A 16796-nucleotide genomic window follows, 5' to 3' on the forward strand; every position below is an offset into this window, starting at 1 on the left:
CTTTCGACCTCGCCGGGGGGTTCTCTAGTAGCTGGTTTAAGTCGCTATGGACGTCGTCTCGACATGCCGCGGCAGGCTGACCCGGATACGGGTTCCGCGTTGCTGCTCGGGGTCGGCCGGGCTGTCGATTGTTATTTGTCCATAATGCTCTTCCACGATCGAATAGACCAGTGCAAGGCCCAGGCCCGTGCCTTCGCCCGGGTCCTTGGTGGTGAAGAAGGGTTCGAACAGGCGGTCGATGATGGCCTTGGGAATGCCGCTGCCTTCGTCCTCGACGATCAGCTCGACGCTGTGTTCGAGGGCCTCGCTGCGTACGCGGATAGCGCCGCCGGGCGGCGAGGCGTCGCGGGCGTTGGACAGCAGGTTGATCAGCACCTGGGCCAGGCGCTGGGAGTCGCCGCAGGCCCAGTGGTCGGGGTCGCAGAGGTTGAAGAACTGCACCTCGATGCTGCGCTTGTTCAGCGACAGCAGGGCAATGGCGTCGCGCGCCACGTCGGCCAGGCACACCGGCTCTTCGCTGTTCTGGTGGCTGCCGGAGTGGGCGAAGCTCATCAGCGACTGGACGATGCGCGACACGCGCTTGGTCTGTTCGATGATCTGCTGGCTGATCTCGGTCAGTTCACCGTCGCCCTCGCGTTCCTCGCGCAGGTTCTGCGCCAGGCAGGCGATGCCGGTGATCGGGTTGCCGATTTCGTGGGCCACCCCGGCGGCCAGGCGACCGATACTGGCCAGGCGCTCGGAGTGCACCAGCTTGTCTTCCAACAGCTGGGTTTCGGTGAGGTCCTCGACCAGCAGCACCAGGCCGCTGTTACCCGGGGCCAGGGGTTCGGCGATGGCCGCCTTGTGCAGGTTGAGCCAGCGGGTCTGGCCATCGAGGGCCAGGCGCTGTTTGTGCAGGTGCTCGTCCGGCAGTTCGATAAAGCTCTGCAGCAGCTCGCGCCAGGGCTCGCCCAGGGTGCTCAGGCGCGAGCCGACCACGCGCTGGGCGGGGATTTCGGTGAGTTCTTCCATGGCCTTGTTCCACATCAGGATCTCCTGGTCCTTGGCCAGGGAGCAGACGCCCATGGGCAGTTCCTGCAGGGTCTGGCGGTGGTAGCGGCGCAGGGTGTCGAGTTCGGCGGCGAGGCCCGTGAGGCGCGAGTGGTAATCCTCCAGGCGGCTCTCGATAAAATGGATGTCCTCGGTGACATAGGTTTCGCTGCCCGCCTTATAAGGCAGGAAGGTTTCGACTATGTCCTGGGCCACACTGGGACCCATCAGCCCGGACAGGTTGGCCTCGAGGCGGTCGCGCAGGCGGCGCAGGGCATAGGGGCGGCCTTCATCGAAGGGCAGATGCAGGTCGCGCAGGGCCTGTTCCACTTCGCGCTGGGCGGTCTTGGCCCCCAGGGGCTTGGCCAGCTGGGCGGCGAATTCCTGGGGCGAGGCGGCCAGCAGTTCACGCCGTTGCGGGCGGCGCACGTTGTCCACCGCGCAGGCTTCGGCGGCGCTCTTTTCCTCGTCGCTGGCTTCGCTGAACAACGACACCAGGGTGAACACCAGCACGTTGGCGGCCAGCGAGGCGATGGCCGCCAGGTGCCAGCTGCTGTCGTCCAGCACATAGATGACGTTGAACCAGGGCAGGTAGAAACCCTGCAGGTTGCCGAGCATCGGCAACAGCATGCTCACCACCCACACGCCGATGCCGGCCAGCAGCCCGGCGATAAAGCCGCGGCGGTTGGCGGTGGGCCAGTACAGCACCGAGAGCACGCCGGGAAGGAACTGCAGGGTGGCGACGAAGGCGACGATGCCCAGGTTGGCCAGATCCTGTTCGGCCCCGAGCAATACATAGAAGCCGTAGCCAGCCATGATGATCATCAGGATCAGCGCGCGGCGGGTCCACTTCAACCAGCGGTAGATATTGCCTTCGGCCGGCGGCTGATACAGCGGCAGCACCACGTGGTTGAGGACCATGCCCGAGAGCGCCAGGGTGGTGACGATGATCAGCCCGCTGGAGGCCGACAGGCCGCCGACATAGGCGATCAGCGCCAGGGTCTGGCTATTGACCGCGATGCCCACGCCCAGGGTGAAGTATTCCGGGTTGGTGGTGGCTCCCAGCTTGAGTCCGGCCCAGAGAATCAGCGGCACCGCCAGGCTCATCAGCAGCAGGAACAGCGGCAGGCCCCAGCTGGCGCTGACCATGGCGCGTGGGTTGAGGTTCTCGGTAAAGGTCATGTGGTACATGTGCGGCATGACGATGGCCGAGGCGAAGAACACCAGCAACAGGGTGCGCCAGGGGCCTTCCTGCAAGGGGGTATGCAGGCTGGTCAGCGAGGCCTGGTTCTGCACCAGCCAGGACTGCAGGTCCTGCGGGCCGTCGAAGACACCATACAGGGCATACAGGCCGATGATGCTGATGGCGGTGAGCTTGACCACCGACTCGAAGGCGATGGCGAACACCAGGCCTTCGTGTTTCTCGCGGGTGGCGATATGCCGTGCGCCGAACAGGATGGTGAACAGGATGATCAGGCCGCAATAGGCCATGGCCACGCGTTCCTGCACCGGCTCGCGGGTGAGGATGCCGATGGAATCGGCCACCGCCTGGATCTGCAGGGCCAGCAGCGGCAGTACGCCGATCAGCATAAATACCGTGGTCAGGGCCCCGGCCCAGGTGCTGCGAAAGCGGAAGGCGAACAGGTCGGCCAATGATGACAGCTGGTAGGTGCGGGTGATGCGCAGAATCGGATAGAGCAGCACCGGGGCCAGCAGAAAGGCCCCGGACACCCCCAGATAACTGGCGAGAAAACCGTAGCCGTACTGGTAGGCCAGACCTACCGTGCCATAGAAGGCCCAGGCGCTGGCATAGACGCCGAGGGAGAGGATATAGGTCAGCGGGTGGCGGATGATCCAGCGCGGGATCAGGCCGTGCTCGCTGACCCAGGCCACGCCGAACAGGACCAGCAGATAGGCGGCGCTGATCAGGATCAGCTGGCTCAGGCTAAAGCTCGTCAGCATCGGGTTGGCTCTGCGAATAAAGGTGAAAGGCGGTCACGCAGGTTGCGCCGCAGCGGCTCAGAGTTCATCGGCATCGCGTTGGCTCTGCGGCTTAAAGGTAAAGGGCGGTCACGCAGGTTGCGCCGCAGCGGCTCAGAGTTCATCGGCATCGTGCTGGCTCTGCGGCTTAAAGGTAAAGGGCGGTCACGCATGTTGCGCCGCAGCAGCTCAGAGTTCATCGGCATCGCGTTGGCTCTGCAGAATAAAGGTCACGACTATCAGAATCAGCCACAGCAGATAGGGCCGGTACCAGGCTCCATTGGGGTCGATCCACCAGTCCATGATGGCCGGGGAAAACAGGTAGATCCCCACCACCAGGATCAGCACCAATCGGTAGATATACATGCTGCATCTCGTCTCGGAAGTGCGCCGATGGTAACGGATGCGCGCGGCTCTGCGTAGGCGGCCGATGGTTCGGCGGCAGGCGAGGTTTGGTTTTTCATATCTAATTGGTACTATGGTTCCACTTTAATAAGAAAAAACCGGAGCACCCCCATGCGCCTTGCCTCGCTTGCAGTCCTTGTTCTGCCGTTGCTGCTCGCCGCCTGCAGCGAACAGCCGGCCCCGCTGGCCGACCTGGATTTCCAGAAAGCGCTACAGACCCAGCTGATCCGGGCCAAGTCCGGCAGCCTGATCGAAATCCCCGCCGGCACCTACCAACTCGATCGCAGCCTGAGCCTCAAGGTCAACGGTGTGACCATCAGGGGCGCGGGCATGGACAAGACCATTCTGAGCTTCAAGGGGCAGAAGTCCGGTGCCGAAGGCCTGTTGGTAGACGCCTCGGACTTCACCATCGAGGACATCGCCCTGGAGGACAGCAAAGGTGATGCGCTGAAAGTGGTGGGTGGCAAGAACATCATCATCCGCCGCGTGCGCACCGAATGGACCAACGGTCCGGCTACCGAGAACGGTGCCTATGGCATCTATCCGGTGCAGACCGAGAACACCCTGATCGACGGCGTGGTGGCCATCGGCGCATCGGACGCCGGCATCTATGTCGGCCAGTCGCGCAATGTGGTGGTGCGCAACAGTCGCGCCGAGCGCAACGTCGCCGGTATCGAGATCGAAAACACCCTCGACGCCGATGTGTATGACAATGTCGCCACTGGTAACACTGGCGGCATCCTGGTGTTCAACATGCCCAACCTGCCCCAGGCCGGGCGGGTCACGCGGGTGTTCCGCAACAGGATCGAAGGCAACAACCACAGGAACTTCGGCCACAAGGGCACGCCCGTGGCCAGCGTACCGGCCGGCTCCGGGGTGGTGATCAACTCCAATGATGATGTCGAGGTGTTCGACAACGATATCGGCGAGCACAAGACCGCCAACGTGATCATCAGCAGCTACTTCAGCACCGGCTACAGCGACCTCTCCACCGCCGAGAACTTCGACCCCTATCCGGAAGGCATCCATATCCACGGCAACCGCTTCGGCCCCGCTGGCGACAGCCCGGATCATCTGGAGCTGAAGGCGCTTAAGGTCAGCCAGTTCGGTCTCAGTGGGCGGCTGCCGGATATTCTCTGGGACGGTTACGTCAACCAGGACATCCTGGTCGACGGCAAGCTGCCGGCCGAGCGGGCGATCTGCATCGATAATGGCGCGGCCGCGATGATCAACGTCGACGGGCCGAACAACTACAAGAACATCAGCACCGAGATGGCCGACTACCGTTGCAGCCTGCCAGCACTGCCGGCGGTCAAGCTGGCTGCTGCCGATACGCCCGAGGAGGCCTGATGCGCAGGCTGCTGCTGGGGGCGCTGCTGCTCCTGGCCGGCTGCGAGCAGCAGCCGGCTCCGTTGTACCTGCCGCAAGGCGACAACTACCCGCAAACGCTCAGCGAGTGGGGCATGCTGCCGCGCGCCGATGGTTTTATCGCGCCGATTGCCGAGGCGCTGCCCTATGACCTGAATACCCCGCTTTTCACCGACTATGCGCACAAGCTGCGCTCCGTCTGGATGCCCGCCGGCACGGCGGCGACCTACGGCAAGGCGCACTTCGACTACCCGGTCGGCACGGTGCTGAGCAAGACCTTCTACTACCCAAAGGATGCCCAGGGCCGCTTGCTGCTCAATGAGCAGGATGATCGCGACCCGCAGCGTGGCCTGCAGCTTGCGCGGGTGCAGTTGATCGAGACGCGCATCCTGCTCAAGCAGCAGGACGGCTGGGTGGCGTTGCCCTATGTGTGGGGCGAACAACAGCAGGAGGCCTATCTGCAGTGGGCCGGCGACAGCCGCGAGCTGAGCCTGCTGGATGCCGACGGCAAGACTCACCCTGTGGCCTATCAGGTGCCGGATGCCAACCAGTGCGCCGGCTGTCATGAGGAGCGCGCCGGCCAGGGCAACAACCCGCTGGGCCCGAAGGCGCGGCACCTGAACAAGGATTTTGCCTACGCCGATGGCTCCCGCAACCAGTTGCAGCACTGGCAGCAGCAGGGCCGTCTGCGGGCGCTGCCGGCTGGGTTGCAGGGCGTGCCGCAGAACGCCCTATGGCCGATCCCGCGGCCAGACGAAAGCCTGCAGCAGCAGGCGCGCAGCTACCTGGATGCCAACTGCAGCCACTGTCATAACCCCAGGGGGCCGGGGCGTACCTCGGGGCTGCTGCTCGATCCGGCCACCGCCATCGGCATCAGCTATGGCCTGTGCAAGCAGCCGGTAGCCGCGGGTAAAGGTTCGGGTAACCGCCTGGTGGACATTCACCCCGGCCAGCCGGATAAGTCGGTGTTGCTGTTTCGAATGGAGAGCGTGGATCCGAGCATCATGATGCCGGAGCTGGGGCGCTCCACCGTGCATGCCGAAGGCGTCGAGGTGCTGCAGCGCTGGGTTGCCAGCCTGCAAGGGGATTGTTAAGAGCCATGTTTCAGCATTGTGCTGCGCCAGGCGTCGGTGATGGCCTGACGTTGTAGGGTGCGCTGTGCGCACCAAGCCCTTATGGATCACGCTGGTGCGCACGGCGCACCCTACCCGTTACTGATTTTCCAAGGCCTCCTTAGAAACGCCTGGTGGGCCATTTAATGGGTACAGCCTGTCAAAGGGCACGCGACCTGTTTTCGTGCGCCGCGGCAGGCGTGGGGCATGGCTGGCCCTGTTGTGGTGCGTTGTACCCCGCTGGCCAGGCTGCAAGCCCCGGTCCATGGGGCCCGGGCCACTGGCATAAGTCTTGCGCTGCCAGGCTTATCGCCCAGGTTTGCAGGAGGCCCGCTGTGTCGATCCATATCGCCTTGCACCATGTCAGCCACTACCGCTACGACCGTGCGGTCAACCTCGGCCCCCAGGTCGTACGCCTGCGTCCTGCACCGCACAGCCGTACCCGGGTGCTGTCCTACGCCTTGAAGGTCGAGCCGGGCGAGCACTTTATCAACTGGCAGCAGGACCCTCAGGGCAATTACCTGGCGCGTCTGGTGTTCCCTTCGATGACCCGCGAGTTGAAGATCGAGGTCGATCTGGTCGCCGAAATGGCGGTGTTCAATCCCTTCGACTTCTTCCTCGAACCCTACGCCGAGCAAATCCCCTTCGCCTATACCGCGGGCGAACAGCTGGAGCTGGCTCCCTATCTGGTCAAGCTGCCGCTCACGCCTCTTTTCGCGGACTATCTGGCCGGCATCGAGCGCACGCCACTGCCCAGCGTGGACTTTCTGGTGGCGCTCAATCAGCGCCTGGCCACCGATATCGGCTACCTGATCCGCCTGGAACCGGGCGTGCAGACCCCGGAAGAAAGCCTGCAGAAAGGCTCCGGCTCCTGCCGCGACTCGGCCTGGCTGCTGGTGCAGCTGTTTCGCCACCTGGGCCTGGCGGCGCGCTTTGTCTCCGGTTACCTGATCCAGTTGAAAGCCGATATGGAATCCCTCGACGGCCCATCCGGTACCGAGGTGGATTTCACCGACCTGCATGCCTGGTGCGAGGTCTATCTGCCCGGTGCCGGCTGGATCGGCCTGGACCCCACCAGTGGCCTGTTCGCCGGTGAGGGTCATATTCCGCTGGCCTGCAGCCCGGAGCCGTCCTCGGCCGCGCCGATCAGCGGCGGCGTGGATGAATGCGAGTGCGAGTTCAGCCATGAGATGTGGGTCGAGCGCATCTGGGAAGCGCCGCGCGTCAGCAAGCCCTACAGCGAGGCGCAGTGGCAGGCGATTGTCGGCCTCGGGGAGAAGATCGACGAGGACCTGCAAGAGCAGGACGTACGCCTGACCATGGGCGGCGAGCCGACCTTTGTTGCCCTCGATTACCCCGACGATGCGGAATGGAACACCGCCGCCCTGGGGCCGAACAAGCGCCGCCTGGCCAGCGATCTGTTCCAGCGCCTGCGCGAGCACTATGCGCCGCAGGCGCTGGTGCATTTCGGCCAGGGCAAGTGGTACCCCGGCGAACAGCTGCCGCGCTGGTCGCTGAATGCCTACTGGCGGCGCGACGGCGAGCCGCTGTGGCAGAACCCGGCGCTGTATGCCGACGAGCAGCAGGACTATGGCGTCGATGCGGCCAAGGCCGCCGACTTTCTCAGCCTGCTGGCCGAACGTCTGGGGGTGGATGGCCAATACTGTGTGCCGGCCTACGAGGACCGTTTCTACTACCTGTGGCGCGAGCGCAAGCTGCCGATCAATGTCAGCGCCGAAGACCCGCGTCTGGCCGCCCCGCTGGAGCGCGAGCGCCTGCGCAAGGTGTTCGAACAGGGGCTGGACAAGGTGGTCGGGCATATCCTGCCGCTGGCCAGGCAGGCCAAGCAACTGGGCTGGCAGAGCGGCAGCTGGTTCCTGCGTGATCAGCATTGCCGGCTGATACCGGGCGATTCGGCGATGGGCTATCGCCTGCCGCTGGATTCCCAGCCCTGGGTCAGCGAGGCCGATTACCCCTATGTGACTCCGGAAGACCCCAGCCAGGTATTCGCTCCGCTACCGGCTGCGGCGCAGATCAAGCCGCAGCTGCGCGGCGTCTGGCCGGGCAGCCAGAACGGCGCGGGCAAGCGCCCGCTGCTCGGCCAGTCGGCCGCCGCCGTGGTGCGCACGGCGCTGTGTGCCGAACCGCGGGACGGCAAACTCTACCTGTTTATGCCGCCGCTGGTGCGCCTGGAGGATTATCTGGAGCTGGTCGCCGCCATCGAGGCCACTGCCGCCGAGCTGAACTGCCCGGTGCTGCTGGAAGGCTACGAGCCGCCGCTGGACCCGCGCCTGCAGTTCTTCCGGGTGACCCCGGACCCCGGCGTGATCGAGGTGAATATCCACCCGGCCGCCAGCTGGGCTGAGCTGGTCGAGCGCACCGAGTTTCTCTACCAGCAGGCCCGCGAGTGCCGCCTGAGTAGCGAGAAGTTTATGATCGACGGCCGCCACACCGGCACCGGTGGCGGCAACCACTTCGTCCTCGGCGGCGCGACCCCGGCGGACTCGCCCTTTCTGCGTCGGCCCGATCTGCTGCGCAGCCTGATCAGCTACTGGCACAACCATCCGTCGCTGTCCTACCTGTTCAGCGGCCTGTTTATCGGCCCCACCTCCCAGGCACCGCGCATCGACGAGGCGCGTAACGATGCCCTGTACGAGCTGGAAATCGCCTTCGCGCAGATGCCCGAAGTGGGTCGCGATTGCCCGCCCTGGCTGGTCGATCGCCTGCTGCGCAACCTGCTGGTGGACGTCAGCGGCAACACCCACCGCGCCGAGTTCTGCATCGACAAGCTGTATTCGCCGGACTCCGCCTCCGGTCGCCTCGGCCTGCTCGAGCTGCGCGCCTTCGAGATGCCGCCGCATGCGCAGATGAGCCTGGCCCAGCAACTGCTGATCCGCGCCCTGATCGCGCGTTTCTGGCGCGAGCCCTATGCGCCTGCGCGACTGGTGCGCTGGGGCACCGAGCTGCATGACCGCTACCTGCTGCCGCACTTTATCGAGCAGGATTTCGCCGACGTGCTGCAGGAGCTGGACGGTTGCGGCTATCGCCTGCACGGCGAATGGTTTGCCCCGCACTTCGAGTTCCGCTTTCCCAAGTCCGGCGACTTCAACGTCAAGGGCATCGAGCTGGAGCTGCGCCAGGCCCTGGAGCCCTGGCATGTGTTGGGCGAGGAGGGCGGGGGCGGCGGCACGGTGCGCTATGTCGATTCCTCGCTGGAGCGCATGCAGGTCAAGCTCGGCGGCCTGCCGAGCGATCGTTATGTGCTGACCTGCAACGGTGTGCCGGTGCCGCTGCGGCCCACCGGCAAGGTCGGCGAATTTGTCGGCGGCGTGCGTTTCCGCGCATGGCAGCCGGCCAACTGCCTGCACCCGACCATCGAAGTGCACGCGCCGCTGGTGTTCGACCTGGTGGACAGCTGGATGCAGCGCTCGCTCGGCGGTTGCCAGTATCATGTCGCCCATCCGGGCGGACGCAATTACGACAGCCTGCCGGTAAACGCCTTTGAAGCCGAGAGCCGGCGACTGGCGCGCTTCTTCCGCCTGGGCCACAGCCCGGGCAAGCGCCCGGCACTGGCCCCGATCAATAATAATGAAATGCCCATGACCCTGGATCTGCGCCTCGTTTAATACCATCGCCGCTTCATGGGGAGAGGATCATCACGCGCTCTCCATAAAGCGGCGATGGGAGCGCTGCCATTTATCGAGCCTGCCATGCCCGACCTGCTTGCCGACTACCCCCTGACTGCCGGGGCCTATCACGAACTGCTCGACGCCGCCGGTCAGGTGCGCCCGCACTGGCGGCTGTTGCTGGAGCGTCTGCAGCGCAGCAGCCCGGCGCAACTAGCCCAGCGCCAGGCCTTGCTGGCGCGGCAGATTCAGGAAAACGGTGTGACCTACAACGTCTATGCCGACCCCGACGGTGCCGACCGACCCTGGGAGCTGGACCTGCTGCCCAACCTGATTCCGGCCGAAGAGTGGCAGCAGATCGCCGCCGGCGTGGCCCAACGTGCCGGCCTATTGAATGCCGTGCTGGCCGACCTGTATGGCCCGCAGCAGCTGCTGGCCGAGGGCCTGCTGCCGGCCGAACTGGTGTTTGGCCACAACAACTACCTGTGGCCCTGCCAGGGCGTGCAGCCCCCCGGCGGTACCTATCTGCACCTGTACGCGGTGGACCTGGCCCGCGCCCCGGATGGCCGCTGGTGGGTCACCGCCGACCGCACCCAGGCCCCCTCAGGTGCCGGCTATGCCCTGGAAAATCGGCAGATCGTCTCCCGCGCCTTTCCCGAGCTGTATCGCGACCTGCGCGTGCAGTACCTGGCCGGTTTCTTCCGCACCCTGCAGGACACCCTGGCGCGCCAGGCACCGGCCGGCGGCGAGACGCCGCTGGTGGTGCTGCTCACCCCGGGGCGTTTCAACGAGAGCTATTTCGAGCACCTGTACCTGGCGCGCCAGCTCGGTTATCCGCTGGTGGAAGGCAGCGACCTGACCGTGCGCGACGCCAAGGTCTACCTCAAGACTCTGGCCGGTCTGCGCCGCGTGCATGCGCTGCTGCGTCGTCTGGATGACGACTTCTGCGACCCGCTGGAGCTGCGTACCGACTCGGCCCTCGGCGTGCCCGGCCTGCTCGAAGCGGTGCGCCAGGGCAATGTGCTGGTGGCCAACGCCCTGGGCAGCGGCGTCCTGGAATCCCCGGGCCTGCCGGGCTTTCTCCCGGCCATCGCCGAGAAGCTGCTGGGCGAGGAGCTGCTGCTGCCGAGCATCGCCAGCTGGTGGTGCGGCGAGCCGCCGGTGTTGGACGAGGCCCTGGACAAGCTCGACGAGCTGCTGGTGCGCGCCAGCTTTCCCTCGCAGAGTTTTGCCCCGGTATTCGGCCGCGAACTGGACGAAGAACAGCGCGCCGCCCTGGCCGAACGGCTCAAGGCGCGGCCCTACGCCTATGTCGCCCAGGCCCTGGCGCAGCTGTCGCAGGCACCGGTCTGGCAGCCCGAAGCAGGCCAGCTGGCCCCGCGCGCCATCGGCATGCGGGTGTTCGCCGTGGCCAGCGCCGACGGCGGCTACCGGGTGATGCCCGGCGGCCTGACCCGGGTGGCCGGCGAGGCCGATGCCGAAGTGGTGTCGATGCAGCGCGGCGGCGCGAGCAAGGACACTTGGGTGCTCGGCGAGCGCCACGGTGGCGGCGAGCCCTGGCAATGGCTGCGCCCGCTGGGGGTGGCCGATCTGGTGCGCAGCGATCCCTATCTGCCGTCGCGGGTGGTGGAAAACCTGTTCTGGTTCGGCCGCTACAGCGAACGCTGCGAAGACAGTGCGCGGCTGCTGCGCATCATGCTGGCGCGCTATGTCGACGACGACGATGACCCCCTGGCGTTGCAGACCGCCCTGGGCCTGGGCGAGAGCCTGGGCCTGCTGCCGGATGCCGACAGCGGCGAACTGCAGCAGCGCCTGCTCGAGGCGCTGCTCGGCGAAGACTGGCCGGACAGCCTGCGCGCCAATTTGCAGCGCCTGCAGTGGGTGGCCGGCAGCGTGCGTGGCAAGCTGTCCCAGGCCAACTGGCAGGCCCTGCTCGAACTGCAGCGCGAGGCCCAGGGGCTGAACGCCGAACAGGCCGACTTCGGCGAGCTGCTGGACTTTCTCGAGCGCCTGCTGATGTCGCTGGCGGCGCTGTCGGGCTTCGCCCTGGACGACATGACGCGCGACGACGGCTGGCGCTTTCTGATGATCGGGCGCTGCATCGAGCGCCTGCAGTTTCTCTGCGACAGCCTGGCGAACTTCCTCCGCAGCGGCGCGGCGCATGACCAGTCCGCGCTGGAATGGCTGCTGGAACTGGGCAACAGCAGTATCACTTATCGCACCCGTTACCTGGCCTCGGCGCAGCTGATCCCGGTACTCGACCTGTTACTGCTGGATGAGCAGAACCCCCACGCCGTGCTGTTCCAGGTGCGCACCCTGCTGCGTTCCCTGGAGCGCCTGGGCGAGCGCTTCGAACTGCCGGCCGAGCGCCGCCTGCAGCATCTGCAGGGGCAACTGGCGCGCTTTAGCCTGGCCAGCCTGGAAAACCCGTTGTTCGGCGCGGCCAGTGTGCAGGAGGTACTGGCGGGCCTGGCCGACCTGCTGGCGAGCATCAGCCAGGCCACGGGCGATGTCTCCGACCGCCTCGGCCTGCGCTTTTTCGTGCACGTCGATGCCAGCCAGCGGACCCAGTCCTCATGAGCAGCGCCCGCTATCAGATACTCCATGACACCCATTACCGCTACGCCAGCCCGGTGTCTCTGGCCCAGCAGCTGGCCCATCTGTGGCCACGGGCCTGCCCCTGGCAGCGCAACCATGAGCAGCAGCTGCTGGTCAGCCCGCAGCCCTGCCAGCGCCTGGACGGCCTGGACGTGTTCGGCAACCCGCTGACTCGCCTGGTGTTCGAGCGGCCGCATAACGAACTCAAGGTCGGAGCCCGTCTGCGGGTCGAGGTGCTGGCGCGGCCGGCGCTGGATCTGCAGGCCTCGCCCGCCTGGGAGCAGGCCCGTGCGGCCCTCAGCTACAGCGGTCAGGCAATGGGGGCGGAACTGCTGCAGGCGGCGCGTTTTCGCTTCGAGTCGCCCTATGTGCGTCTCAAGCAGGCCTTCGTCGACTACGCCGCCGAGTGTTTCAGCCCCGGCCGCCCCCTGCTGGCGGCGGTGGATGGGTTGATGCAGAAGATCTTTGCCGAATTCAGCTTCGACGCCGCCGCCACCCAAGTGGCCACGCCTTTGCTGCAGGTGCTGGAAGAGCGCCGCGGCGTGTGTCAGGACTTCGCCCACCTGATGCTCGCCTGCCTGCGCTCCATGGGCCTGTCGGCGCGCTATGTCAGCGGCTACCTGCTGACCCAGCCGCCGCCCGGCCAACCGCGGCTGATCGGTGCCGATGCCTCACATGCCTGGGTCTCGGTGTTCTGTCCGCAGCAGGGCTGGGTGGATTTCGACCCGACCAACAATATCCGCCCGGCCCTGGAACATATCACCCTGGCCTGGGGCCGCGATTTTGCCGATGTCTCGCCGCTGCGTGGGGTGATTCTCGGCGGCGGCAGCCATGACCCCGAGGTGCAGGTGACGGTGCTGCCGTTGGCGACCCGGCAAACTGGCTAGCCCCTAGGGTGCGCCACGCGCGCACCCTGCCTATTGCTTGAGGCCTCTCTCGACCAGTCGGCGGTTGCAGATTTTTCTTTGCCGTCAGGTCCCGGCCAATGCTGGCCCCATCGGAGTGCAGCAGCGCATTCCTGCGTATGCAATGGGATGGCTGCGCTACCCTGGTAGCTTCCGGGACGCGGGCAGGCTGGGTTCGCCGCTGTGTACCGCCGGAGTCATGCGCTTATATCGCCGCAGCGTCACCCTTCACGCGGTGCCGTGGACAGCCAGGGTCTCGCTGTGCTTGACCCAGCCTACGACCAGCGGGTTTTCCGCCAGTTCTGCTGCTGCTCGGGCGTCTGGAAGGTCCAGGCGACGAAGCGGCTCTGTTTCTGGCCCTGAGCCATTTCCACGGTGCGCACCTGCAGCGCCCCGGCCTGTTTCAGGGCGCTGTAGACGCCGGGCAGGTTGCCAACCTTGGAAATCAGGCTGCTGAACCACAGCACCTGCTGGCCGACCCCGGCGCTTTCCTCGATCAGGCGGCTGACAAACGCCGCCTCGCCGCCCTTGCACCACAATTCCGCCGCCTGGCCGCCGAAATTCAACACCGGCAGTTTGCGCTTGGGATCGAGCTTGCCAAGGTTGCGCCATTTGCGTTTGCTGCCGCTGGCCGCTTCCTCCGCGCTGGCGTGGAAGGGGGGGTTGCACAGGGTCAGGTCGAAACGCTCATCGGCATGCAGCAAATCCTGGAAGATATGCGTGCTGTCGCTCTGCTGGCGCAGTTCGATGGCCTCGCCGAGGCCCGGGTTGGATTGCACGATGGCCTTGGCCGAAGCGATGGCGCTGGCGGCAATATCCGAGCCGAGAAACTGCCAGGCATATTCGCGGTTACCCAGCAGCGGGTAGATGCAGTTGGCCCCCACGCCAATATCCAGCGCCCGTACCCTGGCCCCGCGTGGTATCTCACCCCCATTGCTGGCGGCCAGCAGGTCGGCCAGGTAATGCAGGTAGTCGGCGCGGCCGGGGATCGGCGGGCACAGGTAGTCCGCCGGAATGTCCCAATGACTGATGCCATAGAACTGCTTGAGCAGCGCCCGGTTGAACACCTTGACCGCTGCCGGGTTGGCGAAGTCGATGCTCTCATTGCCGTAGGGATTGATGATCACAAAGGCCGCCAACTCGGGGCTGGCCTTGATCAGGGCAGGAAAGTCATAACGGCCCTGGTGCCGATTGCGCGGGTGCAACTGGCCCTTGGCCGCATCGGGCTTGCCTGCAGCAGGTTTGCTAGGGGCAGGGCGCGGTGCGCTGGGTTTACGGCTGGGGCGTTTCGGCGGCAGGGACATGGCAGGGGATCTAAGGCTTGGGGCGCGGGATTTTCCCACAGCTGGGCGCGGCTTGCTCGTCGCTAGACAATATTCAGCCACATCGCCAGGTAATCGAAGAACAGACAGTAAAGCGCGATCGGCAGCGGCAGGCCGAGCAGGGTGCCAAGCAGGTAGGTGCGAAAGCGCACGCCGGAAAGCGCCAGGGCGTAGTTCAGCGCCGGCACGGTCTGAAACAGCATGCGCAGGGCGATGATGCTGGTCAGGGGATGACGATCCAGGCCAGCGAGCAGGCGCTGCGCCAGGCGATTGTCCAGCCCGCGCAGGGCGTCGCCGCCCAGGTAGCGGATGGTGAAGTAAGTGAACACGCAGGAAACGCTGGCCGCGAGGAAGGTGGCGATGCCGCCGTAGACCCGCCCCAGTGCCAACACCGCGGCGGCGAGGAAGATCCAGCCGGGAATCTGAATCAGGTTGCCCAGGGCGAATAGCAGGATAAACGCCAGCAGGCCAAGCACCGGATGCATCAACAGCATGGCTTGCAGGGTATGCAGATTAAAGTGCGTCCGCAGTCCCAGGGCCTCGAACAATGCGAATAGTCCGAGCAGGAACAGGATGACCAGTAACAGGCGGCGGGAGCTGCGCATGGCGGTCTCGGCGGTTAGGGATAACCCAGCACGCTCTTGATCTGCGCCAGGTTGACGGCAATCCACTGCGGGTCGATCGGCCCCCAGTTGCGAATGGCATAGTGACCGGCATTATTGCGCTCGCCGTCTTCCTGCTGGAAGGCACAGTCGATGTCCAGCTCGACCAGGGCGCTCAGGGTATCCTGGGCGGTGCGCCGGGGCATGCCGGTGGCGGTCATCAGCGCGGGCACGCTGGTGGCCGTGCCGCTGTCGATCAGCCAGGCCACGTAGAGCCGGCGGTAGAAGCTGGTTCTGGTTTTGCTGATTTCCATGGGCGCTCCTTGCATAAAGAAGCGGACGCCACCGGGGCGTCCGTCTGCAGTGCCGATTACAGGGCGAAGATGGCGATATAGCTCAGTGCGCCGGCGATATAGCCGACAAAGGCCAGGCCGCTGATGTACTTCACGTACCAGATAAAGTTGATCTTCTCCATGCCCATGGCCGCTACACCGGCCGCCGAGCCGATGATCAGGCAGCTGCCGCCAGTGCCGGCGCAGTAGGCGAGCATTTCCCAGAAGTGGCCATTGACCACGAAGTTTTTTAGCCAAGGCAGTTCGCTGGCGGCGCTGCTGGCCAGGGCTTCGGGGCTGACCAGCGGGTACATCTTCATGGCACCGGCCACCATAGGCACGTTATCCACCACGGCGGAGAGCAGGCCGATGGAGATGGCGATGGTGTAGATGTTGCCCAGGCTGTCTTTCAGGTAGGTGGCGACATCGATCAGGTGGCCTGCGGTGGACAGGCTGGAAACCGCCAGCAGAATGCCAAGGAAGAACAGTACGCTGGTGACGTCGATGCGGCGCAGTACGCCGACCACCGAGAGGGGGTCCTTGTCTTCGCTGTTCTTGCTGCGGTGGATGATCTCGGTGGTGACCCAGAGGACGCCCAGGCCGAACAGGATGCCCATATAGGGAGGCAGGTGGGTGATGGTCTTGAACACCGGGACGAAGATCAGCGCGCCCAGGCCCAGCACGAATACCAGATTGCGTTCGAATGGGGTGGTCGGGTCGCGGCGGCTCTCGAGGCTTTCCTTGAGTTTGGGCGGCTTGATATCGCCCTTGAGCACGAAACTCATGATGGTCAGCGGTACCAGCAGGCAGATCAGGCTCGGCACGATCAGCTTGACCACGATGCCGCTGGCGGTGATCTGATTGCCGATCCACAGCATGGTGGTGGTGACGTCGCCAATCGGCGACCAGGCACCGCCGGCGTTGGCGGCGATGACCACGATGCCGGCGTAGAACCAGCGCTCCTTCTGATCGTCGATCAGCTTGCGCAGCAACGAGATCATCACGATGGTGGTGGCCAGATTATCCAGGGCGGCGGAGAGGAAGAAGGTGATCAGTCCCACCAGCCACAGCAGGTGCACGCGCTTGTTGGTGCGGATGCGGTCGGTGATGACCTTGAAGCCTTCATGGGCGTCGATCAGCTCGACGATGGTCATGGCACCCATCAGGAAGAACAGGATTTCCGATATCTCGCCCAGGTGGTGGCGCAGTTCGGTGACCACGAAGTGGGTGGTGTCGCTGCTGCCGTGCTCCAGGGCGGCTGCGATCAGCGGGGTGATGCTGTTAGCGCCCAGCACCAGCACTGTCCAGGCCAATACGGCGGTGAGCAGGGCCGAGGCGGCCTTGTCTATCTTGAGCGGATGTTCCAGGGCTATACACAGGTAGCCAAGGACGAAAATTAACGCCATTAACGCATACATGGTTGAGGGTCCAGTTTGGGAGGGTTAGAAAAGGAAGGTCATAAATTTTTACGATTACGCAAAGATGCCTGATTTTCACCCAAATTGGCAGGGCCTTCC

11 protein-coding genes are annotated in these 16796 nt (G+C 65.1%); 5 read left to right on the plus strand and 6 right to left on the minus strand.

The genetic code is table 11. From position 1 onward, the window contains the following. Nucleotides 1-36 precede the first annotated feature (36 nt). Nucleotides 37-2991 (minus strand): sensor histidine kinase, encoded by a 2955-nt coding sequence (locus AACY13_RS04715; protein ID WP_339459637.1) that lies wholly within the window; start codon nt 2989-2991, stop codon nt 37-39. A gap of 207 nt (nt 2992-3198) precedes the next feature. Next, complete coding sequence (locus tag AACY13_RS04720; protein WP_003244646.1) at nt 3199-3375, minus strand: hypothetical protein; 177 nt, start codon at nt 3373-3375, stop codon at nt 3199-3201. A gap of 150 nt (nt 3376-3525) precedes the next feature. On the opposite strand from AACY13_RS04720, the gene AACY13_RS04725 reads away from it, so the two are divergent. The 5 genes from AACY13_RS04725 (at nt 3526) to AACY13_RS04745 (ending at nt 13005) form a co-directional block, all read left to right on the plus strand. Next, nucleotides 3526-4764 carry a parallel beta-helix domain-containing protein gene (locus AACY13_RS04725; protein WP_339459638.1) on the plus strand — a complete coding sequence of 413 codons (1239 nt, stop codon included), beginning with the start codon at nt 3526-3528 and terminating at the stop codon, nt 4762-4764. Continuing rightward, entirely contained in the window at nt 4764-5876 is a 1113-nt protein-coding gene (locus AACY13_RS04730) for an SO2930 family diheme c-type cytochrome (protein WP_339459639.1), read from the plus strand. Before AACY13_RS04725 ends, AACY13_RS04730 begins: the two co-directional genes overlap by 1 nt. 353 nt (nt 5877-6229) lie before the next feature. After that, a complete protein-coding gene (locus tag AACY13_RS04735; protein WP_339459640.1) occupies nt 6230-9520 on the plus strand; it encodes a transglutaminase family protein in 3291 nt (1096 codons plus the stop codon). An 84-nt stretch (nt 9521-9604) separates the two neighbouring features. Next, on the plus strand, nt 9605-12100 hold the full coding sequence (locus AACY13_RS04740; RefSeq protein WP_339459641.1) for a circularly permuted type 2 ATP-grasp protein: 2496 nt from the start codon (nt 9605-9607) through the stop codon (nt 12098-12100). Further along, nucleotides 12097-13005 (plus strand): transglutaminase family protein, encoded by a 909-nt coding sequence (locus tag AACY13_RS04745; RefSeq protein WP_339459643.1) that lies wholly within the window; start codon nt 12097-12099, stop codon nt 13003-13005. The genes AACY13_RS04740 and AACY13_RS04745 overlap by 4 nt, the downstream gene beginning before the upstream one ends. Nucleotides 13006-13298: 293 nt before the next feature. On the opposite strand, the gene rlmF is transcribed toward AACY13_RS04745, so the two are convergent. The 4 genes from rlmF to nhaD all read right to left on the minus strand — a co-directional run bounded on the left by rlmF (nt 13299) and on the right by nhaD (nt 16697). Then, nucleotides 13299-14327: a 23S rRNA (adenine(1618)-N(6))-methyltransferase RlmF gene (rlmF, locus tag AACY13_RS04750; protein ID WP_339459644.1), complete on the minus strand. Its 1029-nt coding sequence runs from the start codon at nt 14325-14327 to the stop codon at nt 13299-13301. Between the two features lie 62 nt (nt 14328-14389). Then, nucleotides 14390-14950, minus strand: coding sequence for a VTT domain-containing protein (locus AACY13_RS04755; RefSeq protein WP_339459646.1), 561 nt, complete (start codon nt 14948-14950; stop codon nt 14390-14392). Nucleotides 14951-14964: 14 nt separating this feature from the next. Further along, a complete protein-coding gene (locus tag AACY13_RS04760) occupies nt 14965-15261 on the minus strand; it encodes a winged helix-turn-helix domain-containing protein (RefSeq protein WP_339459647.1) in 297 nt (98 codons plus the stop codon). Between the two features lie 56 nt (nt 15262-15317). Further along, a complete protein-coding gene (gene nhaD, locus AACY13_RS04765; protein ID WP_339459649.1) occupies nt 15318-16697 on the minus strand; it encodes a sodium:proton antiporter NhaD in 1380 nt (459 codons plus the stop codon). Between the last annotated feature and the right edge of the window lie 99 nt (nt 16698-16796).

Origin of the sequence: Pseudomonas sp. EA_105y_Pfl2_R69, assembly GCF_963970915.1 — a bacterium.
In the GTDB taxonomy this organism is placed as follows: domain Bacteria; phylum Pseudomonadota; class Gammaproteobacteria; order Pseudomonadales; family Pseudomonadaceae; genus Aquipseudomonas.